The organism is Salmonella sp. SAL04214 (assembly GCF_046550615.1).
Lineage (GTDB): Bacteria > Pseudomonadota > Gammaproteobacteria > Enterobacterales > Enterobacteriaceae > Salmonella > Salmonella enterica.
Window position 1 is genome coordinate 144,168 of sequence record NZ_JBGDXT010000006.1, and the last position, 24,571, is coordinate 168,738.

Below are 24,571 nucleotides of genomic sequence, written 5' to 3' on the forward strand. Positions count from 1 at the left end.
GCAGCCAACATCCGCGCACCCGCTAGTGGGTATCTACCTCAATACGCAGGCTGTCGTGACGCCAGTATTCGATATCCAGATCCAGCACTCGCCCGTGTTGATCGTAGTTCAGACGGCGCAGCAACAGCGCCGGGCGTCCTTCCATAACTCCCAGCGCCTGTGCGGCCTGCGCAGGCATGGCGGTGGGGTAGAACGACAGATGCATGCTGGTATAGACGAGGTTGTAGTGCGACTCGTATACCTCGGTCAGGCTGCCGTTGAGATCATACTGCAGCAGCTCAGGCACGCGGGCGGGCAAACAATGGTTTTCGCAGTAGCACACGGCGCGGCCATCGGCGTAACGCAGACGGGTCAGCAGATAGATTTGATCAAACGGCTGGAGCTGGAGGGGCTCCATGACCTCGACAGGCACGGTGGTTAACACGCCGCTCAGTAGCGCGGTTTTTGGCTCCCGCCCCTGCTCGCGGCAAAGCTTATGGAAGTTGGTGTTCTGGGTCGGATCCAGCCACAGGCGTTCCGGCGTAACGAACCAACCGCGACGATCGGCGCGCCAGATAAGCCCACTGGACTCCAGCTGCGCCAGGCTTTCGCGAATAGTAATGCGCGTGGTGTTGAAGATCGCGCACAGTTCGCGTTCAGACGGCAGTTTATCACCGCTTTTCAACGCACCGCTCTGAATACGCGCCTGAAGCTGCGCCTTGATCAACAGGTACTGCGGGATATCGCTCGGGATAGATTTCATGCTTACTCGCTTCCGTTTTGCCTGTCGCCATTATACAAGCAGAGATGAATTTTTTGTTGCAGCGCGATTTTCTCTTTGACCCGTCGCGGCAAAGATCGTCATGATAAATGCAATCTGGTATAGACCAAAGGTAAATAACATGACTTCGCGTAACTATCTGCTGCTGACTCCTGGCCCGCTCACCACCTCTCGTACCGTGAAAGAAGCGATGTTGTTCGATAGCTGTACCTGGGATGATGATTACAATATCGGCGTGGTGGAACAGATTCGCCAGCAGCTAACCGCACTGGCAACGGCCTCCGAAGGCTACACCTCCGTACTGCTGCAAGGCAGCGGCAGCTATGCTGTGGAAGCCGTACTGGGCAGCGCATTGGGGCCGCAGGATAAGGTGCTGATCGTCAGCAACGGTGCATACGGCGCACGAATGGTCGAGATGGCCGGCCTTATGGGTATCGCCCATCACGCTTACGACTGCGGCGAAGTTGCGCGCCCGGACGTGCAGGCGATCGACGCGATCCTCAACGCCGACCCGACGATCAGCCATATCGCCATGGTGCATAGCGAAACGACCACCGGGATGCTCAACCCCATTGATGAGGTGGGCACTCTGGCGCATCGCTATGGCAAAACCTACATCGTTGACGCCATGAGTAGCTTCGGCGGCATCCCCATGGATATTGCAGCATTACACATCGACTATCTGATCAGCTCCGCCAATAAATGCATTCAGGGCGTGCCGGGTTTTGCCTTCGTGATTGCCCGCGAGCAAAAACTGGCCGTGTGCAAAGGGCATTCCCGCTCGCTGTCGTTAGATCTCTACGCCCAGTGGCGCTGTATGGAGGATAACCACGGCAAATGGCGTTTTACTTCGCCCACTCATACCGTCCTCGCGTTTGCCCAGGCGCTGAAAGAGCTGGCGAAAGAAGGTGGCGTGGCGGCACGTCATCAACGCTATCAGCAAAATCAGCGCAGCCTGGTGGCCGGAATGCGGGCGCTGGGTTTTAACACGCTGCTGGATGACGAACTTCACTCGCCCATTATCACCGCCTTTTATTCACCGGAAGACCCGCAGTATCGCTTTAGCGAATTTTATCGCCGCCTTAAAGAGCAGGGCTTTGTTATCTATCCAGGCAAAGTGTCGCAAAGCGACTGCTTTCGCATCGGCAACATTGGCGAAGTATATGCCGCCGATATCACGGCCCTGCTGACCGCCATTCGTACCGCCATGTACTGGACGAAATAAGGAACCATGATGAACCGTATTCACGCTGTTATTCTCGACTGGGCGGGCACCACCGTCGATTTTGGCTCCTTCGCGCCGACGCAAATTTTCGTCGAGGCGTTCCGTCAGGCATTTGATGTGGAGATCACCCTCGCCGAAGCACGCGTGCCAATGGGGCTGGGTAAATGGCAACACATTGAAGCGCTGGGAAAATTACCTGCTGTTGACGCGCGCTGGCAGGCAAAGTTTGGCCGCTCCATGAGCGCAGCAGATATTGATGCCATCTACGCCGCTTTCATGCCGTTACAGATTGCTAAAGTTGTCGATTTTTCTTCTCCTATTGCCGGAGTTATCGACACGATCGCGGCGCTACGAGCCGAGGGCATTAAGATAGGCTCCTGTTCCGGTTACCCACGAGCGGTGATGGAGCGCCTGGTCCCTGCCGCCGCTGAGCATGGTTATCGTCCGGATCATTGGGTGGCAACGGACGACCTGGCCGCGGGTGGTCGCCCGGGGCCGTGGATGGCGCTGCAAAACGTGATTGCGCTGGGCATTGATGCGGTCGCGCACTGTGTGAAGGTAGATGATGCCGCGCCGGGCATTAGCGAGGGGCTTAACGCGGGGATGTGGACGGTGGGGTTGGCGGTATCGGGTAACGAATTCGGCGCAACATGGGACGCCTATCAGACAATGTCGAAAGAGGACGTTGCGGTCCGCCGCGAGCACGCGGCCAGCAAGCTGTACGCCGCCGGGGCGCATTACGTGGTGGATTCACTGGCGGATTTACCTGGAGTGATTGCGCATATTAATGCGCGTCTGGCGCAGGGCGAACGCCCGTAAAATAACTGCCGGATGGCGCTGCCGCTTATCCGGCCTACAGACTGTACCGTTTTGTAGGCCGGATAAGGTGTTTACGCCGCCATCCGGCAATCATTCTTATTCGTAGTAGTTATAAATCCCCGCCGCCATCACCAGTTGCGAAGCCACTTCATGCGCTTTTTCACGACCAACCAACAGGTCGATGATTTTCAAGCCAAAATCGATAGCGGTACCCGGTCCCTGGCTGGTTAATAATTTTACCCGCGCATCCCACACCACACGCTTATCCTGCCACTGTTCGGCGGGGATCTTATCTTTCAGCGCCGGAAAACCGGTCATATTGCCGATAGGGAAGATATCGTGCGGCACGAGCACTGTAGCGGCTGCGGCGCAAATGGCTGCGACAATGCGCCCGGAGCGGTGAAACTGTTTTACGGTTTCGACCAGCAGCGGGCTGTCGCGAAAGCACTCGGCGCCTTTAATTCCGCCGGGCAACACGATGATGTCATAATCGCCGTCGGCAACTTCAACCAGCGGCGCATCCGCCAGTAGCTTTACACCGCGCGAGCAGACAATCGTCAGGTTGCCATCGCTGGCGACGCTGGCGGTAGTGACGTGGATTCCGCCGCGAACCAGCAGATCGATAGTGGTGACCGCTTCGGTCTCTTCACTACCAGGGGCGAGGCATACCAGTGCCTGAGCGCTCATACTCACTCTCCTTTCGCTTTACCATTTCAAACAGGCGGCTATTTTCCGGAACGGCGAGACCGTGCACGCGGGCGCGCTTGAGTAAATAACCGGTGATGTAGTCAATTTCGGTATGGCGCATGGCACGCACGTCCTGCAACATGGATGAGATGTTTTCTGCCGTACTGTCAATCACTTGCTCAACATAATAGCGTAAATCGTCTGCCGATGTGTGGTAGCCTTCACGTTCAATCACGGCGGCGACCTCTTCGCAAATCGCGTTGATTTCATCAGTATGATGGCGCAGCTCGCCGTTCGGGCAGTTCCAAAGCGCGGTGAGCGGGTTGATAACACAGTTGACCGCCAGTTTGCGCCACATCTCTGCGCGGATATTGTTATGCCAGGCGACATCGGGCAGTACCCCCTGCAGGATATCGGCGAGATAACTGTAATCGCCGTCTTGCTCGCGTGCCGGGCCAATATGCGTAGTACCGTTAGCGACATGAATAATGATATTACCGTCGCGGCGCGCAGCATGGGTGATAGTCCCCATCAACATCGGCTGTTGGATATTTTGCAGTTCTTCTATGGTTCCCATTCCATTATGAATGAGCAGGATAGGCGACGTCACCGGTAGGGTTGACGCCAGAGTTCGTACTGCGTCGGAAACCTGCCACGCTTTCAGCGTGACTAATAACAGTTCGCTCTTCGCCAAAAAATCCGGATCGTTTGCCGTCAGTGATTCGTTGAAAAAGGAACCATCGGTATCGATCAGATTTACGCTGCAATAAGGTTGTGGCACCCGTAGCCAGCCCTGTACGTCATGTCCGTGTTTGCACAGTGCCGAAAGCCAAAGTTGTCCTAAGGCTCCGCATCCCAGTACAGTAATTTTCATTGTTCCTCCTCACCTGCAACAGCGCCAGGTGTTATGGCGCTAATTATAGCGTCATCAGCTAAGCTTCTCGTTAAGCCTCGTTGCAGGTATTATGCAACGCAACGAAAATGAAGGGAGAAGAAAAGATGCCATCTTTCGATATTGTTTCTGAAGTTGATCTGCAGGAAGCGCGTAACGGCGTGGATAACGCGGTTCGCGAGGTTGAGTCTCGTTTTGACTTCCGTGGCGTAGAGGCGACTATTGAACTGAACGATGCCAATAAAACCATCAAGGTGCTGAGCGAGTCCGATTTCCAGGTCAATCAGTTGCTCGATATTCTGCGCGCCAAGCTGCTTAAACGCGGTATTGAAGGCGCTTCGCTGGATGTACCGGACGAGTTCGTGCATAGCGGTAAAACCTGGTATGTGGAAGCGAAGCTGAAGCAGGGCATTGAAAGCGCCGTGCAGAAGAAAATCGTCAAGCTGATTAAAGACAGCAAACTGAAGGTGCAGGCGCAAATTCAGGGGGAAGAGATTCGCGTGACAGGCAAATCACGTGACGATCTGCAATCGGTAATGGCGCTGGTTCGCGGCGGCGATTTGGGCCAGCCGTTCCAGTTCAAAAACTTCCGCGATTAAGTTGTTATGCCGGATAGAGCCTCGCCGCCATCCGGCAATACAGCATTCATCCTTTGCTGATAAGCTGTTCAACTTCAAAGCGATTGGTCACTTTGCTGTCGATTTTGACGTAAGCGGAATGCTCTTCCGCCACGATCAGCGCTTCGCTTACGCCTTTCATTGCCAACAGTCGCTGTTTTAGTCTGTCGTCAGCAACGATATCCGCTGGAATTTCCACACGCAGGCTGCTGACATAGGGCGGCTCTTTCATGGTACTTGCCACCGCCAGCCATACCATCGCCAGTACGGCCCCGGCAAGGAAAACGGTTTGCCCATCAAACGTGCCGTCTATCCAGCCGCCCAGCGAGCCGCCAAGCGCCACGCCAAGAAACTGACTGGTAGAATAGACGCCCATCGCCGTTCCTTTATACCCCGCGGGCGATTCTTTGCTAATAAGCGAAGGCAGCAGCGCCTCCATCAGATTAAAGGCGAGGAAAAAGAGTTGTACGCCAATCACCAGCTCCCAGAAATGTTGGCCCGCTCCCCACAACACGATTTCTGCGACGACAATGAGCCCCACGCAGAACAGGAATACCTGCTTCATCCGCCGTTTGACTTCAGCATAGATGATAAAAGGCACGACGGCGGCAAAGGCGATCACCATAGTTGCCAGATACACCTTCCAGTGTTCGGCGGCAGGGAAACCGGCATCGGCAAGCTGGCCGGGCAGGGCGACAAAGGTGGACATCAATAAAATATGCAGACACATAATGCCGAAATTGAGCTTGAGCAGCCTCGGCTCCGCCAGCACTTTACTGAAGCTGCCTTTGACCATCCCGGATTCGCGATTCAGCACATGGTTGGTACTGTTGGGAACCACCCAGATCGTCAAAATAATGCCCAGGGTGGCGAGGGCGGCGATCATCCAGAACAACGCGTTCAATCCCAGACTATGGGTAACGATCGGCCCTAATACCATCGCAATCGCGAAGGTGATACCAAAGCTGACGCCGATAAACGCCATCGCTTTGGTACGGTTTTGCTCTCGGGTGAGATCAGACAGGAGCGCCATGACGGCGGCGGCAATAGCGCCGGACCCCTGTAGCGCTCGCCCCAGAATAATGCCCCAGATTGAGTGAGAGAGCGCGGCAATGACGCTGCCCGCGACAAATACCGCCAGTCCGCCGACAATCAGCGGCTTACGGCCAATGCGGTCGGACAGCAGCCCAAAGGGAATTTGAAAGATAGCCTGCGCCAGCCCGTAAATGCCGATCGCAATGCCGATTAATGCTTCGCTGGCGCCCTGTAGCGCCATACCGTATGTGGTCAGTACTGGTAGAACCATAAACATGCCCAGCATACGCAACGAAAAGACGGTCCCTAAACCCCATGTGGCGCGCAGCTCCCCTGGCGTCATTTTATAATCGTTCATTGCCACCTCTGTATAAAAGCTGGGAGTAGTGTAGTGCGGGGAGTGTGTCGGGTAAATAGAGGGTTAATTAGCAAATATTATGTTTTTGAAACAGTTGAGCTAAAAAAGAGATAAATTGTTAACACGATAGGGGCGATCGGGAGAGTCAGCATAGCCTTGTGCTCATTCATATTCCGATCTCCTTGAGCTGTAGTGGCTATCTGAGCCATCTCAGTATAGTGTAGCGGTTAGCCACGGCCTTCAGGCTGTGTGCGCTGTTGCTCCATGTCGCAATAGCAGAACTCGTCAAGCCAGACTGTCAGCGAACCGCGCTGCTGGCCGGTGGGTGACTTTAAACTTTTGCTTTGCCATAGGAAGCCGATTCTGAAACGATGGCAATGATCAGAACCGTCCATCTCCTGAAAATTTGATTTATTCAACAACGCCGAGACTGATAGCAAACTTTCCGCGTGATGGCGCGCGTTTATCAGGCAGAAGGTTCGTCAGCAGTCGCATTTATTATATTATTCAAGGAGTGAATTCGTTATGGAAATTAAATTTTTATCATTATGTATTTTAGCGGGTGTTTTATTTGTTAGCCAGGTGAATGCTTCAGCGAACAACGGTAAAGATGATGTAAAATATGCTGCGCTTACCCAGAAGGATCTTGATGCTTTGCCTGTGGAAAAAAGAGCTTCGGTTCTGGATGAACTGGGGTTTATCCATGAATACGGCCTTAATGTACCGATGAATCGCGAACAGGCGTTGCAGTATTACAAGCAGGCCTGTGAGCTTGGCGGTAACTACGGCTGTTATAATGTGAAGTATGCTTATCAGTATGGCGACGGAGTGGCCAAAGATAGCGCTCAGGCCAATAAGTATGCTAAGAAAATGAATCTGGATAATTTATTGATTGAGCAAGAATATATTGATAAGTTTTCGCAAGAAATTTTCACGGCAAAAGTATTGGCCGATACGGATAAATCGCAGCGACCAGAATTTATTAATGCACTATTTAATTTTCTAAATAATAGGCCAGAGAGCGATGCGCTTTTTTTTAGTCGTATCGGATTTAATCAGGAAAAAACATTTCGGCTGGCTACGTTATGGTCGCAGGATGGCGACCCGCAAATGGATTATCAACTGGGGTTACTCACCCTTAATGATTTCTCTGGTCATTATGTGGATGAGCCTTATAAAGCCAGGCCGGCCTCGTTGAAATGGTTTCGCGCCGCCGCGGAAAAAGGCGTCGTTGAGGCCCAATCTCTCTTGGGGGGTATTTATTCGGGGGGAGAGGGCGATGAGTGGGGGATTAAGCCAGACATTCAGGAAGCGCAGAAATGGTATGGGCAGGCGGCTGAACAGGGTGACAGCGATGCACAGATTGCGCTAGGTAAAATCTATTATTCTGGCGCAACAGGGTGCACTGATTACGCTAAAGCGCTGGCATTATTTACGCAGGTTGAAAATGATGGTACTAATTCGCGCTCAACGATGCCGTTGAGTTGGATGTATTATAACGGTTTAGGTACTGCACCTGATTGTGATAAAGCCTGGTCGTATTACAAGAAAGCATCTCGATATGTAGGTAAGAAAGTTGAGGAAAAAATATTTTTGAGTAAATGCGCAACGGATATTCAGAGTCGAAAAAACAACGCGGATGCTTTACCCAAAGTAACCCTAAAAAAAGAGAGTATTTTCTCTCGCGGGATAACGGCTAAACCGAAAGAATGCGCACTAATTTTTCAGATTGGCACAGATAAAATCCGTAACATGGCGAATTTGCATATTACGCTTGAGCTGAAAAATGATGATGGAGTGGCAACTGAGGAAACGTTAATGATTCCGCCATTCGGTTTGAATACTCTGGGGATAGATATGCAAAATCATGATGTTGATCCTCTCGTTACCCCATACGATCTCCCGCTGTATACGCAAGATTTTTGTCACGGGATCGGCGATATCCATTTTACGCTGAAATCCGCTACGGCAACGATTAACGGTAAGAATGTCGATTTACTGAAAGCTGACAGTGTGCGCTTTTTAGATAAAGAATAAGGGAATGAAAAATGATAAAACGGAAATGGAATCTTTTGCTTCTGCTTGGGCTTTCTTTCGCATCGGTATGCCAGGCAGGTGATGATATTGACGCGTTGTATAGCCGTATTGCGCAGAAAGATATTCAGGCGCTAAATGAGCTAAAAGCGTTAGCCAAAGATAATAATGCTCAAGCGCTGGCGGAGTTGGGGTTTATTTATGAGTACGGTGTTTCAGTATCTGTGGATATTCCGCAAGCAATAAAGTACTACGAGCAGGCTTGTGATTTGGACGGTGATTATGGTTGCTTTAATGCAGCTTATTTCTATGAATATGGCATCGGTACCCAAAAGGACATTACGCAAGCGAAAACATTAGCAAAACAGCTTAGAGAAAAAATTAATCTATCCAATATCAATCTCGATAAAAAGGTGAGTGAACGTATAATTGGGAGTGTTTATAGTAATAAACTTGAGGCATATAGAGACCTTTCATTTCGTCCTCATTTTATTCAAGGCTTAAGTTTCTATTTTTATGCCCCGCAATCAGATGAGCGAAAACTGCTGAGTCGAATAGGTTTTGACTCATCACATCTTGCGCGGATAGCGATACTCTGGGCGAGAGAGGGTGATCCTGAGGTCGCGTATCAGACGGCAAAACTGGTCTCTACTTTGTATTTTAATAATGAAACGAAAACGATAGATATTGCTGAAGCGCTGAAATGGCTCCGAATTTCGGCCGAGAAGGGGGATGCCGACTCACAGACGCTGTTAGGTTTTCTTTATGAACACGCTGGATTGGGATTACAACCAGATGGAGAGAAAGCCAGGAAATGGTATGAAATGGCGGCGCAGCAAGGTAATGGAGAAGCATTGTATACGTTAGGTCGTATGTACTATTCTGGCGTAATGGTTAACGTTGATTACGATAAAGCGCTGTATTTTTTTAAAAAAGCTTATGAGAAAGAATTACAGGCGGCCGCTGATTATTTAGCACAGATGTATTTTAATGGCCAGAGTGTAGATGTCGATTGCCAACAATCCTGGCACTATTACGATAACAGCTATATAAAAAAGATGACACAACGCGATTATCTTGATTATTGTGAAAAAGATCGAAAGCGCCGTAATGATTTTAGTCAGCAACTTCCTGAGCTGACATTAGAAAAATATGCGGGATTATTTGGCAGGATTGATAATATTCCTCTGTGTCAGATTGGATTTGTTGTCAATACGAATAAGTTAATTCATGTTGCGAACTTACGTGTGGAATTGATATTAAAAAATGATGCTGGAGTTAGTGACGAAAGAATGGTCGCTTTTCCTCCTTTGGGTCTCAATACTCTGGGTGCTGAACAGGGTATGGGGGATTCTTTTAAGTCGATGGGATATCTCTTGATGAAAAACGGTGACTTGTGTGATTACCATAAACTTACTTTCACCGTGAAGTCAGCGACGGCAACAATCAATGGTAAAAAAGTTGATTTACTGAAAACGGATAATTTACATATTATTCAGAATCGATAACTCGTGGGGCGTTACTGCCTGATGAAATGGATAAAAAAACCGCCGTTTGTGACACGGCGGTTTTTTCAATAGCAACGCTTGTTACCAGACGTAAGTCAGCAGATTCTGCGAATTCGGCACCATAAAATCAACGGACATCATGATACTCAGCGCGGTAATCGCAATGATAGAGAAGCCGAACAGCTTGCGCGCCCAGACCTTATCATCTTCCACTTTGTAACCGCGTAGCGCCATGCCGAGCCACCAAACGCTGACCGCCGCAGCGACCACCAGGTATTTGTAACCAGCATAACCGCCCAACGTGAGCATTAGCGTTGCAACGGCAAACGCAATGATGTACAGCGTGATGTGGTTTTTAGCGACTGAGATTCCTTTTACCACCGGCAGAACCGGGATATTGGCCGCCTGATAGTCCTTAAAGCGGAAAATGGCGATGGCGTAAGAGTGCGGCATCTGCCAGAGGCTGAAAATAGCCAACAGAATCGCCGCGCCGCTGTCAAAGTCGCCCGTTACGGCGCAGTAGCCAATCACCGGCGGCGCTGCGCCGGAGAGAGAACCAATCAGCGTTCCGTAAACGGAGTGACGCTTCATGTACAAGCTGTACACGCCAACGTAGACCACGAAGCCCATCACCCCCAGCCAGCAGGCCAGAGGATTAGCGCCAAACCACAGCAGCATAAAGCCAGCAATACCCAGCAGGGTGGCGTATACCAGCGAGACGCCAGGAGAAATCAGGCCTTTGACCAGCACCCGATTCTTGGTCCTTTCCATCTTCCTGTCGATATCCCTGTCGATGTAGTTGTTAAATACACAACCCGACGCCACAACCAGTGACACCCCGACCAGCGTATAGATGAACAGGGGATAGTCAATGCTGCCCTTTGAGGCCAGCAGAAATCCCCCGATCACCGAGATCAGGTTGCCAAAGATGATGCCTGGTTTCGTTACTTGCAGGTATTGCTTAAACATCATACTCGCCGCTCTTAGTGCATCATCATGTTGTAGTTGAGGTTCCACATAATCCAGATGGAGCCCACAACCAGGATGGCGATGATCAGCACGGTAAAGATGAAGGCCGTCATGTTCCAGCCTTCATCAGATTTGGTGTTCATGTGCAGGAAACACACCAGATGCACCAAAATCTGCACCACTGCCATTGCCAGGATAGATCCCAGAATAACGGCCGGAGAGGCAGCGCCGGTCATCACCATCCAGAATGGAATAACCGTCAGGATGACCGACAGGATAAAGCCGGTCATGTACGTTTTTACGCTGCCGTGGGATGCGCCGCCGCTCTCGGTAGAATGACTCATTACATCGCCCCCATCAGATAAACAACAGTGAATACGCAAATCCAAATCACATCCAGGAAGTGCCAGAACAGGCTCAGGCACATGATGCGGGTACGGTTAGTGCTGGTCAGACCGCGACGGGCAACTTGCACCATCAGCACCGCCATCCAGATCAAACCGGAAGTGACGTGCAGACCGTGCGTGCCGACCAGCGCGAAGAACGCAGACAGGAAGCCGCTGCGATCCGGGCCCATACCGTTAACAATCAGGTGATGGAATTCATAGAGTTCCATCCCGATAAATCCGGCACCGAACAAGAAGGTCAACGCCAGCCAAGAGATAACCTGGCTCTTGTTGTTCTTGTGCATGGCGATCGCCGCCATGCCGTAGGTAATGGAGCTAAATAACAGCAGGAAGGTTTCAACCAGAACGAACGGCAGTTCGAAAATGTCCTTACCTGTCGGGCCGCCAGCGGTGCCGTTCACCAGAACGGCATAGGTAGCAAACAGAATAGAGAACAGAATGCAGTCGCTCATCAGGTAGACCCAAAATCCGAAGATTTTGTTCTGGCCTGCGTCATGGTGCCCGTGTTCGTGCGCGTGGGCAGTCGCGTGCGTTAAAGTATCAGTTGCCATTTTTCAGCCCTGCCTTAGTAATCTCATCGAAATGCTGGTTTTCCAGTTTTTCGACTTCCGGGACCGGCACGTAGTAATCCACATCTTCATCAAAGCTTTTTACAATCCAGCTGATGATCATGCCTGCGAAACCCACTATCGCCAGCCACCAGATATGCCAGATCATGGCGAAGCCAAATACCGTCGCGAAGGCGGCGATAACAATACCGGCACCGCTATTTTTCGGCATATGAATCTCTTCATACTGTCCAGGCTGTTGGTACGCTTCGCCTTTTTCTTTCATTTCCCAGAAGGCGTCACGTTCGTGAACGTGCGGCACAACGGCAAAGTTATAGAACGGCGGCGGAGACGAGGTTGACCACTCCAGCGTACGGCCACCCCATGGGTCGCCGGTCAGATCGCGGTTCTGATCGCGGTCGCGAATAGAAACGAAGATCTGAATCAGTTGGCACAGGATACCCAGCGCAATCAGCGCGGCACCGGCGGCGGCAACCATCAGCATCGTATGGAACTGCGGATCAATTTGCTGGCTGAGGCGACGGGTCATGCCCATGAAGCCCAGTACGTACAGCGGCATAAAGGCTACAAAGAAACCGATAATCCAGAACCAGAAGGCGCGTTTACCCCAGGTTTCGTTCAGCTTGAAGCCAAACGCCTTCGGCCACCAGTAGGTCATACCCGCGAAGCAGCCAAACACCACGCCGCCGATGATCACGTTATGGAAGTGCGCAATCAGGAACAGACTGTTGTGCAGGACGAAGTCCGCGCCCGGTACCGCCAGCAGCACGCCGGTCATACCGCCGACCGAGAAGGTCACGATAAAGCCGATGGTCCACATCATTGCGGAATGGAAGACGATACGGCCCTGATACATGGTGAACAACCAGTTGAAGATCTTCACCCCAGTCGGGATGGCGATAATCATGGTGGTGATACCGAAGAAGGCGTTAACGTTCGCGCCCGCGCCCATCGTAAAGAAGTGGTGCAGCCAAACGATAAACGACAGTACGGTAATACAGACGGTCGCCCAAACCAGCGAGGTATAGCCGAACAGACGTTTACGCGAGAAGGTCGCTGCGATTTCGGAGAATACCCCGAAGACCGGCAGAATCAGAATGTACACTTCCGGATGGCCCCAGGCCCAAATCAGGTTGATGTACATCATCATGTTGCCGCCCATATCGTTGGTAAAGAAATGGGTGCCCAGATAGCGATCCAGGGTCAGCAACGCGACGGTAACCGTCAGAATCGGGAAAGAGGCGATGATCAGTACGTTGGCGCACAAAGAGGCCCAGGTAAAGACCGGCATCTTGAACATCGTCATACCCGGCGCACGCATCTTCAGGATCGTCACGAAGAAGTTGATACCGGTTAACGTCGTACCAATACCCGAGAGTTGCAACGCCCATATCCAGTAATCGACCCCGACGCTGGGACTGTACTCTATTCCCGATAGCGGCGGATAAGCCAGCCACCCTGTCTGCGCGAATTCACCCACGCCCAGCGAGAGGTTAACCAGGATAACGCCGACAACGGTGAACCAGAAGCTCAGGTTGTTCAGGAAAGGGAACGCAACGTCGCGCGCGCCGATCTGCAGCGGAACCACCAGGTTCATCAGACCGATAACGAAGGGCATCGCCACGAAGAAGATCATGATTACGCCGTGAGCGGTAAAGATCTGATCGTAGTGGTGCGGCGGTAGAAAACCCGCTTCGCCTGCGGAGGCAAGTGCCTGCTGGCTACGCATCATGATGGCATCGGCGAAACCACGTAACAGCATCACAATCGCGACGATGATATACATGATGCCGAGGCGTTTATGGTCAACCGACGTTAACCACTCTTTCCATAGGTAGGTCCACTTACCAAAGTAAGTAATCGCTGCCAGTATCGCCAGTCCCCCGACGATAATTGCAGCGATCGTTACCATGACGATAGGTTCATGGAACGGTACTGCATCCAGTGATAATTTTCCGAACATCTTATCTTCCTCAACCCTTGGAGTTGGCGGATTCCGCGTGGCTCATGTCCATACCTTCCATTCCTTCATGCGAGCTGTGCTCACCTTCAGGTTGGGTCATGTCCATGCTCTTACCGTGGCCCATGAATTTGTTAATAACGTCCTTGAACAAATCTGGTTTCACGCTGGAGAAATATTCCACCTTGTTGTACTCGCTTGGCATAGCCACTTTCTCGAACGCCGCCATATCATTCATGGTGTTCGGAGACTGCTTCGCTTTTGCGACCCATTGGTCGAATTCTGCGCGGTCTTTGGTGGCGATAGCTTTAAACTTCATACCAGAGAAGCCCGGGCCGCTATAGCTGGCGGAGATGCCATCGTAGGTTCCGGGTTCGTTGGCGATCAGATGCAAACGTGTTTGCATACCGGCCATGGCATAAATCTGGCTACCCAGACGCGGGATAAAGAAGGAGTTCATCACGGAGTTGGAGGTCACTTTGAAATAAACCGGCGTGTTCGCCGGGAAGGCGATCTCGTTGACGGTGGCGATACCCTGCTCCGGATAGATGAAGAACCATTTCCAGTCCATGGAAACCACTTCGATGGTGATCGGTTTTTCGTCATGCGCCAGCGGCTTGCTTGGTTCAAGCGCGTGCGTGGTTTTCCAGGTCAGTACGGCAAGGAAAATGATGATTAAGATAGGCACCGTCCAGACCACGGCTTCCACTTTATTGGAGTGTGACCAGTTCGGGCTATACTTCGCATCCTTATTACTCGCACGATACTTCCAGGCGAAACCAACAGCCATCAAGATGGCGGGAATAACGACGATCAACATCAGGCCAAATGCCGTCAGTATCAGCGAACGTTGCTCCAGTCCAATCTGTCCTTTGGGATCCAGCAGCGCAGAATTACAGCCACTGAGTAATGCAGTGCCTGCAATTAATGACAACCATCCCAAACTTTTATTGTATTTCCTGAGTCTCATTTAACGACCTCAATTCCACGGGACCTGGTGGCGTTTAAAGTGTAGGGGCATTTTACGGTAAGGTTACATTACTGTAAACATGATTGGTTCTGTGTTACCAAGTTCTGCCGCGCATGTCACATATGTTGCCAAGTATGTCGAAATAACTTTAAGACACTGTTGAAACTTTGCGTTATAACGGATGAGGTCTGTAAGTGGGATGTTGAGGGATAATTGGTATAACCAATGTAAAAATAAAACAATTACTTAACAATTTATTATCAATAAAAGGACAATCAACGGCAGAAATTTAAATTTAATCGGCTGAATCGTGTAAAGAAAATAGGTAGCGTAGAAATTACCAATAATTTCCAAAATTCTGTTGCGCACAAAAAGACAAATATATTTTTTATCAATTGATGGTTATTTAGCCGTTATAATTCCGGGTCGTTATTACAACGGCAAATAATGTTTTAGAGCAGGCGTGTTTTTCGTAGCGCCAGGTAGTCCAGCAACCCGCCAAAGACAATGCCGCACACGGCAATCGCTACCGCAGTTTCAAGCAATCCGGACAGGAATGAGAAGTTAGTGTAATCCAACGCGTTCATGGTCAGCAGGAGTACCCACACCGCCAGCAAAGCGACGCCCGCGAGCAGGATTGAAAGCGCGAAATTGTAGGCGCCACGGTATTGCGTGCGGGGAATGAAACGCTCGCTCTGCCAGCTATATTCCAGCGTTTGCCGACAGACCAGCAACAGTAACAGCCCGGGAACGGCGGCAACAACCGAGAAGAGGTAGAATGTCGGCCAGCCGTGCGCTTCAACGAACCAGCCCGCTACGGGACCAACATAAACCCGGCCTACTGCGGAGAGGGCCGACAGTAGGGCAAACTGTGTTGCGGAAAACGACTTATTACATAGCGTCATTAATAAGGCGACAAAGGCGGCAGTACCCATCCCGCCGCACAGATTTTCGAAAAAGACCGCCGCGCCCATGCTGAACATGTTTTTATCGGTAATGGAGAGCAACCAGTAACCGGCGTTGGACGCGCCTTGCAAAATGCCGAAAATCAGCAGCGCACGAAACAGCGAAAGACGCTGCATTAATATGCCGCCGTATAACGCGCCGACGATCGTCGCCAACAGGCCCAGCGTTTTATTGACCACGCCGACTTCGCCGGCGTCAAAGCCGACGCCGCGAATCAAAAAGGTGGTGGTCAGGCTCATGGCGAAGGCGTCACCCAGTTTATAAAGCACAATGAGCAGTAAAATCAGCCAGGCGTTGTTACGGCCAAAGAAATCGCGTAGCGGCGCGACGACGGCCTGTTCCAGCGATTTCGGGGACGGGATAGTATCGGTCGGTTCCGGCGCCAGTAAGGTGGCGATAATGCAGGGGATCAGCAATGCCGCCATCAGCCAGTACATGCCCTGCCAGCCGAGCCAGCGATCGGCCAGCCATAGCGCCAGTCCGCCGGAAACCAGCATCCCCAACCGGTAGCCAAGCACGCTGATTGCCGCGCCAGCGCCGCGTTCTTCTGCGGGTAAAACATCGGTTTTCCAGGCGTCGAACACGATATCCTGCGAGGCGGAGCAAAAAGCAATCACCACCGCCAGCGCCGCCATCCAGCGTAGCTGCGTGCCGGGTTCAAGAAAGCCCATCGCCGCAATCGCCGCCAGTAACAACAGTTGGGTGGCGAGTAACCAACCGCGACGACGACCTAAAAAAGGCGGCGTGTAGCGGTCCATCAGCGGGGACCAGAGAAACTTAAACACATAGGCCTGACCAACCAGCGAGAAGAAGCCAATCGTTTTAAGATCGATATTCTCGACGGTCATCCACGCCTGTAGCGTACCGGAGGTGAGCGCCAGCGGGAGGCCGGAGGCAAAACCCAATATCAGCAGAATGGCTGAACGCGGTTGCTGGAAAATACGTAAATATTGACTTGACATAGGCATCTACAGACCCGGCTTCTGCCGGGTCTTGTTGTTGCTATTAACGGGCGTTTTGCTTGATAAAATCGTGAATACTGGTGTCCTGAGACATATCAGCAATGGTATCGGTCAGAACGCTGTTTACCGCGTCGGCAATATTCTGGTTAGAGGCCTGGAACGCCCCTTCAATAGAGTAGTTGGCGCGATAGTTTTTGGTCATCTTGCTGCCATTTGCCGCGGTCGCAATAATCGCGATATCCGCTTTGGTCGCGATGTTGTAGCGCACGCTGCCCTGGGAAACATCAGCATACAGTTGGTTAACAATAATCTGCAGATTAACCGCGCCGTTAGGCCCGATCATATAGCCCCGCGCCGTCATCTGTTTTTCCAGGACTTCTTGTAACAGGAAGCGTAAATCGCGGGAGGCTGTTAACGTTACCAGCTGGTTGTTACGCGTGACTTTCGCTAACGCCTGATCCTGGCGCTGGTCCGCGCCGGTAATGCTAACGGTGACGCCCATCAGGCTCGGGTCCTGCTGTGGCAAGGTGATCTTCGGCGCGACGTCAATGGTCGTCGGCGGTGTGGCGCATCCTGCCAGCATAAACAGAGCGACTAACGGAAAGAGAAGTTTTTTTAACATATTCAGGCTCTCAATGACGCTTAAAACGTGATAGGTAAAAATTCCCGCCATCATAACACCGCTAACGGCGAGGGGAAGTGGTCAACGCAGGTAAATTCGTTGTAATGTCCGATTTGGTATCGATAACGGCGCGAGCGGGGATTTTGAGCGCTAAAAGAATGATTAAGGCAGTAAACTTCATACGTTTGGCTGAAATAATCAGACGAAAGCTAAATTTTTGTTGTCATGCTGTAATGGAAACGGTAAAAGCGGCTAGTATTTAAAGGGATGGGTGACATCACAGCGTTGTCGGAGGAGATTTTCATGATGATACGTGAGCAAATAGAAGAAAAATTAAGGACAGCGTTCGACCCCGTGTTTCTCGAAGTTGTGGATGAAAGCTATCGTCACAATGTTCCTGCAGGATCGGAAAGCCATTTTAAGGTCGTGCTGGTGAGCGATCGCTTTACAGGCGAACGTTTTCTTAATCGTCATCGGATGATTTACGGTACGTTAACGGCGGAACTCTCCACAACCGTACATGCGCTGGCACTGCATACTTATACCCTCAAAGAGTGGGAAGGGTTGCAGGATACTATCTTCGCGTCGCCTCCTTGTCGCGGCGCGGGAAGCATCGCGTAGCAAAACGGATTTGCAACTACCTCCGCTTTTCCAGTATGTTGCTACAGAATTATGTGAAAACGGCCTGCGGGCCGTTTTGTTTTGTCTGAATTTTGAGCGTGTCGTACAGTATTCAGACAAAAATTAGCCGAGAATTGTGAAAACCGCCGCAGCATCGCACAATCACCGTTCTCGACTCACAAAAGTGATGCCGCTATAATGCGCCGTCTTATATATGAACGTCTTCGGGATGATTCTGACGACAGGGAATGTGATTGATTATGAGAACATCCCGGTTCCGCGAAGCAAATAGCACGTGCTTGCGGAGTAGAGTTGACCGAGCACTGTGATTTTTTGAGGTAACAAGATGCAAGTTTCAGTTGAAACCACTCAGGGCCTTGGCCGCCGTGTAACGATTACAATCGCTGCTGACAGCATCGAGACCGCTGTAAAAAGCGAGCTGGTCAACGTAGCGAAAAAAGTACGTATTGACGGCTTCCGTAAAGGCAAAGTACCGATGAATATCGTCGCTCAGCGTTATGGCGCTTCTGTTCGCCAGGACGTGCTGGGCGATCTGATGAGCCGCAACTTCGTTGACGCGATCATCAAAGAAAAAATTAACCCGGCAGGCGCGCCGAACTATGTTCCGGGCGAATACAAAGTGGGTGAAGACTTCACTTACTCCGTCGAGTTTGAAGTCTATCCGGAAGTTGAGCTGACCGGCCTCGAGTCCATCGAAGTTGAAAAGCCGGTTGTTGAAGTCACCGACGCTGACGTTGATGTGATGCTGGACACCCTGCGTAAGCAGCAGGCGACCTGGAAAGAAAAAGACGGCGCTGCTGATGCGGAAGACCGCGTGACCATCGACTTCACCGGCTCTGTAGACGGCGAAGAGTTCGAAGGCGGCAAAGCGACCGATTTCGTTCTGGCGATGGGCCAGGGTCGTATGATTCCGGGCTTTGAAGACGGCGTTAAAGGCCACAAAGCTGGCGAAGAGTTCACTATCGATGTGACCTTCCCGGAAGAGTACCACGCTGAAAACCTGAAAGGTAAAGCGGCTAAGTTCGTTATCAACCTGAAGAAAGTTGAAGAACGCGAACTGCCGGAACTGACCGAAGAATTCATCAAACGTTTCGGCGTTGAAGATGGTTCCGTAGCCGGTCTGCGCGCTGAAGTACGTAAAAACATGGAACGCGAGCTGAAAGGCGCGGTGCGTAACCGCGTTAAGTCTCAGGCGATTGAAGGTCTGGTAAAAGCTAACGACATCGACGTACCGGCTGCGCTGATCGACAGCGAAATCGACGTTCTGCGTCGTCAGGCTGCGCAGCGTTTTGGTGGTAACGAGAAACAGGCTCTGGAGCTGCCGCGCGAACTGTTCGAAGAACAGGCTAAGCGTCGTGTAGTTGTCGGTCTGCTGCTCGGCGAAGTCATTCGTACCAACGAGCTGAAAGCGGACGAAGAACGCGTTAAAGGCCTGATCGAAGAGATGGCGTCTGCTTACGAAGATCCGAAAGAAGTGATTGAGTTCTACAGCAAAAATAAAGAGCTGATGGACAATATGCGTAACGTCGCTCTGGAAGAACAGGCTGTTGAAGCGGTTCTGGCAAAAGCGAAAGTGTCTGAAAAAGCCACTTCCTTCAATGAGCTGATGAACCAGCAGGCGTAATTTTTCGCGTTAAAAGCACGAAATTTGCACAAAAACCCGTCACCTTTCAGTGACGGGTTTTTTTTGTCACGCATTTTGCATGGTAAGGGTGCGAAAACCGCGTTTCAGTGTTAGCGTTAGAGCAAAAGATTGTTATGCTTGAATTATGGCGATGCCGTACCCATTACAGAGGGACTGGCTGATAATCCGTCCATCAGGTTACAATCAGTACAGCAGATTTTTTCAATTTTTATCCAGGAGACGGAAATGTCATACAGCGGAGAACGAGATAATTTGGCCCCTCATATGGCGCTGGTGCCGATGGTCATTGAACAGACCTCACGCGGTGAGCGCTCTTTTGATATCTATTCTCGTCTACTTAAGGAACGCGTCATATTTCTGACCGGCCAGGTCGAAGACCATATGGCTAACCTGATCGTGGCGCAGATGCTGTTCCTGGAAGCGGAAAACCCGGAAAAAGATATCTATCTGTACATTAATTCTCCTGGCGGCGTAATTACTGCGGGGATGTCCATCTATGACACCATGCAGTTTATTAAGCCAGACGTCAGCACCATTTGTATGGGACAGGCGGCCTCTATGGGGGCGTTTCTGCTGACTGCCGGGGCGAAAGGCAAACGTTTCTGCTTGCCGAACTCTCGCGTCATGATCCACCAGCCGCTGGGCGGCTATCAGGGCCAGGCGACGGATATTGAAATTCACGCCCGCGAAATTTTGAAAGTAAAAGGGCGCATGAATGAACTTATGGCGCATCATACGGGTCAATCTCTTGAGCAGATTGAACGTGATACTGAGCGCGATCGCTTCCTCTCCGCGCCTGAAGCGGTAGAGTACGGTTTGGTTGACTCAATTTTGACCCATCGTAATTGATGCCCTGGACGCAAGTGTGCCGCTATACACTTCATCCTTCACTCTACCTCGGTGTTGGTTGCCAGTGCGCCTCCCGGTGACTTACTTATGTAAGCGCCTGCGGAGTCGCCGAGTTGCCGCCTTGATGTAGCTCGAATGATTTTGTGTATATACTAATGAAGGGCGGCACAACGCTGATTAGCGGCTTGCGCCTGAGAATGGCATTTGCGTCGTCGTGTGCGGCACAAAGAACAAAGAAGAGGTTTTGACTCATGACAGATAAACGCAAAGATGGCTCGGGCAAATTGTTGTACTGCTCTTTTTGCGGCAAAAGCCAGCATGAAGTGCGCAAGCTGATTGCCGGTCCATCCGTGTATATCTGCGACGAATGCGTCGATTTATGTAACGACATTATTCGCGAAGAAATTAAAGAAGTTGCTCCGCACCGTGAACGTAGTGCGCTGCCGACGCCGCATGAAATTCGTACTCACCTGGACGATTACGTTATCGGCCAGGAGCAGGCGAAAAAAGTGCTGGCGGTGGCGGTCTATAACCACTACAAGCGTCTGCGTAACGGCGATACCAGCAATGGCGTCGAGTTAGGCAAAAGCAACATTCTGCTGATTGGACCGACCGGTTCCGGTAAAACGCTGCTGGCGGAAACGCTGGCGCGCTTGCTGGATGTGCCGTTCACTATGGCGGATGCAACCACGCTGACCGAAGCGGGTTACGTCGGTGAAGACGTCGAGAATATCATTCAGAAACTGTTGCAGAAATGCGACTACGACGTGCAAAAAGCGCAGCGTGGGATTGTCTACATTGATGAAATCGATAAGATTTCGCGTAAATCAGACAATCCGTCCATTACCCGCGATGTTTCCGGCGAAGGCGTACAGCAGGCGTTGCTGAAACTGATCGAAGGCACCGTCGCCGCGGTTCCACCGCAGGGCGGTCGCAAACATCCGCAGCAGGAGTTCTTACAGGTAGATACCTCTAAGATTCTGTTTATCTGCGGCGGCGCGTTTGCCGGTCTGGATAAAGTGATCGCTAACCGTGTTGAAACCGGCTCCGGCATTGGTTTTGGCGCGACGGTGAAAGCGAAGTCCGACAAAGCCAGCGAAGGCGAGCTGTTGTCGCAGGTTGAACCGGAAGATTTGATCAAATTTGGTCTGATTCCTGAGTTTATCGGTCGTCTGCCAGTGGTGGCGACGCTGAACGAACTCAGCGAAGAAGCGCTGATTCAAATCCTGAAAGAGCCGAAAAATGCGCTGACCAAGCAGTATCAGGCGCTGTTTAACCTGGAAGGCGTCGATCTGGAATTCCGTGACGAAGCGCTGGACGCTATCGCCAGGAAAGCAATGGCGCGTAAAACCGGCGCCCGTGGTCTGCGTTCTATCGTCGAAGCGGCGCTGCTGGATACCATGTACGATTTGCCATCTATGGAAGACGTCGAAAAAGTGGTGATCGACGAGTCCGTTATTGCCGGTCAGAGTAAGCCGTTGCTGATTTACGGCAAACCGGAAGCGCAGGCTTCTGGCGAATAATTAAACATTCATACAATCAGTTAGCCAAAAAAGGGGGGATTTTATCTCCCCTTTCGTTTTTCCTGTAAACACGCCGTTGAATGTGTGGGAAACATCCCCATATACTGACGTACATGTTATAGGTGGTATGGAGCACAGCTATACTATCTGATTACCTGGCGGACACTAAACTAAGAGAGAGCTCTATGAATCCTGAGCGTTCTGAACGCATTGAAATCCCCGTATTGCCCTTGCGCGATGTGGTGGTTTATCCGCACATGGTCATACCCTTATTTGTAGGGCGGGAAAAATCTATCCGTTGTCTGGAAGCGGCTATGGACCATGATAAAAAAATCATGCTGGTCGCCCAGAAGGAAGCATCAACGGATGAGCCGGGTGTAAACGATCTTTTCACCGTCGGGACCGTGGCCTCTATTTTGCAGATGTTGAAACTGCCTGACGGCACCGTAAAAGTGCTGGTCGAGGGGTTACAGCGCGCGCGTATTTCCGCGCTGTCTGACAACGGCGAACATTTCTCCGCGAAGGCGGAGTACCTTGATTCGCCAGCCATTGATGAGCGAGAACAAGAAGTGCTGGTGCGTACCGCTATCAGCCAGTTCGAAGGCTACATCAAGCTGAACAAAAAAATTCCGCCGGAAGTGCTGACGTCACTCAATAGCATTGACGACCCTGCACGTCTGGCTGACACCATCGCCGCGCATATGCCGCTGAAACTGGCGGATAAACAGTCCGTACTGGAGATGTCCGACGTTAACGAACGTCTGGAATATCTGATGGCGATGATGGAATCTGAAATCGATCTGCTGCAGGTTGAGAAACGCATTCGCAACCGCGTGAAAAAGCAGATGGAGAAATCCCAGCGCGAGTACTATCTGAACGAGCAAATGAAAGCGATTCAGAAAGAGCTTGGCGAGATGGACGACGCGCCGGACGAAAACGAAGCGCTGAAGCGTAAGATCGACGCAGCGAAAATGCCGAAAGAGGCGAAAGAGAAAGCGGAAGCGGAACTGCAGAAGCTGAAAATGATGTCTCCGATGTCGGCGGAAGCGACCGTGGTGCGCGGCTACATCGACTGGATGGTGCAAGTGCCGTGGAATGCGCGTAGCAAGGTCAAAAAAGACCTGCGTCAGGCGCAGGAAATCCTCGATACTGACCATTATGGTCTGGAGCGCGTGAAAGACCGCATCCTTGAGTATCTCGCGGTTCAAAGCCGTGTAAATAAAATCAAGGGGCCGATCCTGTGTCTGGTGGGGCCGCCGGGGGTAGGTAAAACCTCGTTGGGCCAGTCCATCGCTAAAGCAACAGGGCGTAAATACATCCGTATGGCGCTGGGCGGCGTGCGTGATGAAGCGGAAATCCGCGGTCATCGCCGGACTTACATTGGCTCTATGCCGGGTAAACTGATCCAAAAAATGGCCAAAGTGGGGGTTAAAAACCCACTGTTCCTGCTCGATGAGATCGACAAAATGTCTTCTGACATGCGCGGCGATCCGGCTTCCGCACTGCTGGAAGTGCTGGATCCAGAGCAGAACGTGGCGTTCAGCGATCATTACCTGGAAGTGGATTACGATCTCAGCGATGTGATGTTTGTCGCCACTTCCAACTCCATGAACATTCCGGCGCCGCTGCTGGATCGTATGGAAGTGATCCGTCTGTCCGGTTATACCGAAGACGAGAAGCTGAATATTGCTAAACGTCACCTGCTGCCGAAGCAGATCGAGCGTAACGCGCTGAAGAAAGGAGAACTGACGGTCGACGATAGCGCGATTATCGGTATTATCCGCTATTACACGCGTGAAGCGGGCGTGCGTAGTCTGGAGCGTGAAATCTCCAAACTGTGCCGCAAAGCGGTTAAACAACTGTTGCTCGATAAGTCGTTAAAACATATCGAAATTAACGGTGATAATCTGCACGACTACCTCGGTGTCCAGCGCTTTGATTATGGCCGCGCGGATAGCGAAAACCGCGTAGGTCAGGTGACGGGCCTGGCGTGGACGGAAGTGGGCGGCGATCTGTTGACCATCGAAACCGCCTGCGTCCCGGGCAAAGGCAAGTTGACCTACACCGGCTCGCTCGGTGAAGTGATGCAGGAATCTATTCAGGCGGCGCTGACCGTGGTGCGCGCGCGCGCGGAAAAACTGGGTATTAATCCGGACTTTTACGAAAAACGCGATATCCACGTTCACGTGCCGGAAGGCGCAACGCCGAAAGACGGTCCAAGCGCCGGTATCGCGATGTGTACCGCGCTGGTTTCCTGCCTGACTGGTAATCCGGTGCGCGCAGATGTGGCAATGACCGGTGAGATCACGCTGCGTGGTCAGGTGTTGCCGATCGGCGGCCTGAAAGAAAAACTGTTGGCGGCGCATCGCGGCGGGATTAAAACGGTCTTAATTCCATTCGAAAATAAACGTGACCTGGAGGAAATTCCGGACAACGTCATTGCCGATCTGGATATTCACCCGGTTAAGCGTATTGAGGAAGTTCTGACGCTTGCTCTGCAAAACGAACCGTCTGGAATGCAGGTTGTAACCGCAAAATAGTGACCTCGCGCA

General features: G+C 51.5%; 21 protein-coding genes and 1 pseudogene. 11 read left to right on the forward strand and 11 right to left on the reverse strand.

Annotation, left to right across the window (positions count from 1 at the left end):
* Positions 1-22 precede the first annotated feature (22 nt).
* Positions 23-742 carry a phosphonate utilization transcriptional regulator PhnR gene (gene phnR, locus ACLJQD_RS12525; protein WP_017441699.1) on the reverse strand — a complete coding sequence of 240 codons (720 nt, stop codon included), beginning with the start codon at positions 740-742 and terminating at the stop codon, positions 23-25.
* 139 nt (positions 743-881) lie between these two features.
* Between phnR and phnW the strand changes: the two genes are divergently transcribed.
* From phnW to ACLJQD_RS12540, 3 genes and pseudogenes are all read left to right on the forward strand, one after another.
* Positions 882-1,985: a 2-aminoethylphosphonate--pyruvate transaminase gene (gene phnW / locus ACLJQD_RS12530; RefSeq protein WP_017441700.1), complete on the forward strand. Its 1,104-nt coding sequence runs from the start codon at positions 882-884 to the stop codon at positions 1,983-1,985.
* A 9-nt stretch (positions 1,986-1,994) separates the two neighbouring features.
* Positions 1,995-2,804 (forward strand): phosphonoacetaldehyde hydrolase, encoded by an 810-nt coding sequence (gene phnX / locus ACLJQD_RS12535; protein WP_001530701.1) that lies wholly within the window; start codon positions 1,995-1,997, stop codon positions 2,802-2,804.
* Positions 2,805-2,809: 5 nt separating this feature from the next.
* A pseudogene (locus tag ACLJQD_RS12540) lies at positions 2,810-2,892 on the forward strand (hypothetical protein); the annotation flags it as partial.
* An 8-nt stretch (positions 2,893-2,900) separates the two neighbouring features.
* Here the strand turns inward: ACLJQD_RS12540 and yajL are convergent.
* Positions 2,901-3,491 carry a protein deglycase YajL gene (yajL, locus tag ACLJQD_RS12545; protein WP_001275809.1) on the reverse strand — a complete coding sequence of 197 codons (591 nt, stop codon included), beginning with the start codon at positions 3,489-3,491 and terminating at the stop codon, positions 2,901-2,903.
* Positions 3,454-4,365, reverse strand: a complete 912-nt coding sequence (gene panE, locus ACLJQD_RS12550; RefSeq protein WP_000705816.1) for a 2-dehydropantoate 2-reductase — start codon at positions 4,363-4,365, stop codon at positions 3,454-3,456. The genes yajL and panE overlap by 38 nt, the downstream gene beginning before the upstream one ends.
* A 125-nt stretch (positions 4,366-4,490) precedes the next feature.
* On the opposite strand from panE, the gene ACLJQD_RS12555 reads away from it, so the two are divergent.
* Positions 4,491-4,982, forward strand: a complete 492-nt coding sequence (locus tag ACLJQD_RS12555) for a YajQ family cyclic di-GMP-binding protein (protein ID WP_001138913.1) — start codon at positions 4,491-4,493, stop codon at positions 4,980-4,982.
* A gap of 46 nt (positions 4,983-5,028) precedes the next feature.
* Here the strand turns inward: ACLJQD_RS12555 and ACLJQD_RS12560 are convergent, their stop codons facing one another.
* Positions 5,029-6,393 (reverse strand): MFS transporter, encoded by a 1,365-nt coding sequence (locus tag ACLJQD_RS12560; RefSeq protein ID WP_001000928.1) that lies wholly within the window; start codon positions 6,391-6,393, stop codon positions 5,029-5,031.
* Positions 6,394-6,918: 525 nt separating this feature from the next.
* Between ACLJQD_RS12560 and ACLJQD_RS12565 the strand changes: the two genes are divergently transcribed.
* Positions 6,919-8,430 (forward strand): SEL1-like repeat protein, encoded by a 1,512-nt coding sequence (locus tag ACLJQD_RS12565; RefSeq protein WP_017441701.1) that lies wholly within the window; start codon positions 6,919-6,921, stop codon positions 8,428-8,430.
* Between the two features lie 11 nt (positions 8,431-8,441).
* Positions 8,442-9,935 carry a tetratricopeptide repeat protein gene (locus ACLJQD_RS12570; protein ID WP_017441702.1) on the forward strand — a complete coding sequence of 498 codons (1,494 nt, stop codon included), beginning with the start codon at positions 8,442-8,444 and terminating at the stop codon, positions 9,933-9,935.
* A gap of 81 nt (positions 9,936-10,016) precedes the next feature.
* On the opposite strand, the gene cyoE is transcribed toward ACLJQD_RS12570, so the two are convergent.
* The 7 genes from cyoE to ACLJQD_RS12605 form a co-directional block, all read right to left on the reverse strand.
* Positions 10,017-10,907: a heme o synthase gene (cyoE, locus tag ACLJQD_RS12575; protein WP_000971352.1), complete on the reverse strand. Its 891-nt coding sequence runs from the start codon at positions 10,905-10,907 to the stop codon at positions 10,017-10,019.
* Between the two features lie 11 nt (positions 10,908-10,918).
* Entirely contained in the window at positions 10,919-11,248 is a 330-nt protein-coding gene (locus tag ACLJQD_RS12580) for a cytochrome o ubiquinol oxidase subunit IV (RefSeq protein ID WP_000019878.1), read from the reverse strand.
* Positions 11,248-11,862, reverse strand: coding sequence for a cytochrome o ubiquinol oxidase subunit III (locus ACLJQD_RS12585; RefSeq protein ID WP_000179833.1), 615 nt, complete (start codon positions 11,860-11,862; stop codon positions 11,248-11,250). The genes ACLJQD_RS12580 and ACLJQD_RS12585 overlap by 1 nt, the downstream gene beginning before the upstream one ends.
* A complete protein-coding gene (gene cyoB / locus ACLJQD_RS12590; RefSeq protein ID WP_000467158.1) occupies positions 11,852-13,843 on the reverse strand; it encodes a cytochrome o ubiquinol oxidase subunit I in 1,992 nt (663 codons plus the stop codon). The genes ACLJQD_RS12585 and cyoB overlap by 11 nt, the downstream gene beginning before the upstream one ends.
* Positions 13,844-13,853: 10 nt before the next feature.
* Complete coding sequence (cyoA, locus tag ACLJQD_RS12595) at positions 13,854-14,810, reverse strand: cytochrome o ubiquinol oxidase subunit II (RefSeq protein WP_001239449.1); 957 nt, start codon at positions 14,808-14,810, stop codon at positions 13,854-13,856.
* A 452-nt stretch (positions 14,811-15,262) separates the two neighbouring features.
* On the reverse strand, positions 15,263-16,738 hold the full coding sequence (gene ampG / locus ACLJQD_RS12600) for a muropeptide MFS transporter AmpG (protein ID WP_000098478.1): 1,476 nt from the start codon (positions 16,736-16,738) through the stop codon (positions 15,263-15,265).
* A gap of 43 nt (positions 16,739-16,781) precedes the next feature.
* The gene (locus ACLJQD_RS12605; protein ID WP_001537832.1) at positions 16,782-17,360 is read right to left on the reverse strand and encodes a lipoprotein; all 579 of its coding nucleotides are present in this window, start codon (positions 17,358-17,360) and stop codon (positions 16,782-16,784) included.
* Positions 17,361-17,663: 303 nt separating this feature from the next.
* On the opposite strand from ACLJQD_RS12605, the gene bolA reads away from it, so the two are divergent.
* The 5 genes from bolA (at position 17,664) to lon (ending at position 24,559) form a co-directional block, all read left to right on the forward strand.
* Complete coding sequence (bolA, locus tag ACLJQD_RS12610; RefSeq protein WP_000973433.1) at positions 17,664-17,981, forward strand: transcriptional regulator BolA; 318 nt, start codon at positions 17,664-17,666, stop codon at positions 17,979-17,981.
* A gap of 346 nt (positions 17,982-18,327) precedes the next feature.
* Positions 18,328-19,626: a trigger factor gene (gene tig, locus ACLJQD_RS12615; RefSeq protein WP_001198403.1), complete on the forward strand. Its 1,299-nt coding sequence runs from the start codon at positions 18,328-18,330 to the stop codon at positions 19,624-19,626.
* A 246-nt stretch (positions 19,627-19,872) separates the two neighbouring features.
* Positions 19,873-20,496 carry an ATP-dependent Clp endopeptidase proteolytic subunit ClpP gene (clpP, locus tag ACLJQD_RS12620; RefSeq protein WP_000122257.1) on the forward strand — a complete coding sequence of 208 codons (624 nt, stop codon included), beginning with the start codon at positions 19,873-19,875 and terminating at the stop codon, positions 20,494-20,496.
* A 251-nt stretch (positions 20,497-20,747) separates the two neighbouring features.
* A complete protein-coding gene (gene clpX, locus ACLJQD_RS12625) occupies positions 20,748-22,019 on the forward strand; it encodes an ATP-dependent protease ATP-binding subunit ClpX (protein ID WP_000130314.1) in 1,272 nt (423 codons plus the stop codon).
* Between the two features lie 185 nt (positions 22,020-22,204).
* The gene (lon, locus tag ACLJQD_RS12630; RefSeq protein ID WP_001067723.1) at positions 22,205-24,559 is read left to right on the forward strand and encodes an endopeptidase La; all 2,355 of its coding nucleotides are present in this window, start codon (positions 22,205-22,207) and stop codon (positions 24,557-24,559) included.
* The last annotated feature ends 12 nt before the right edge of the window (positions 24,560-24,571 follow it).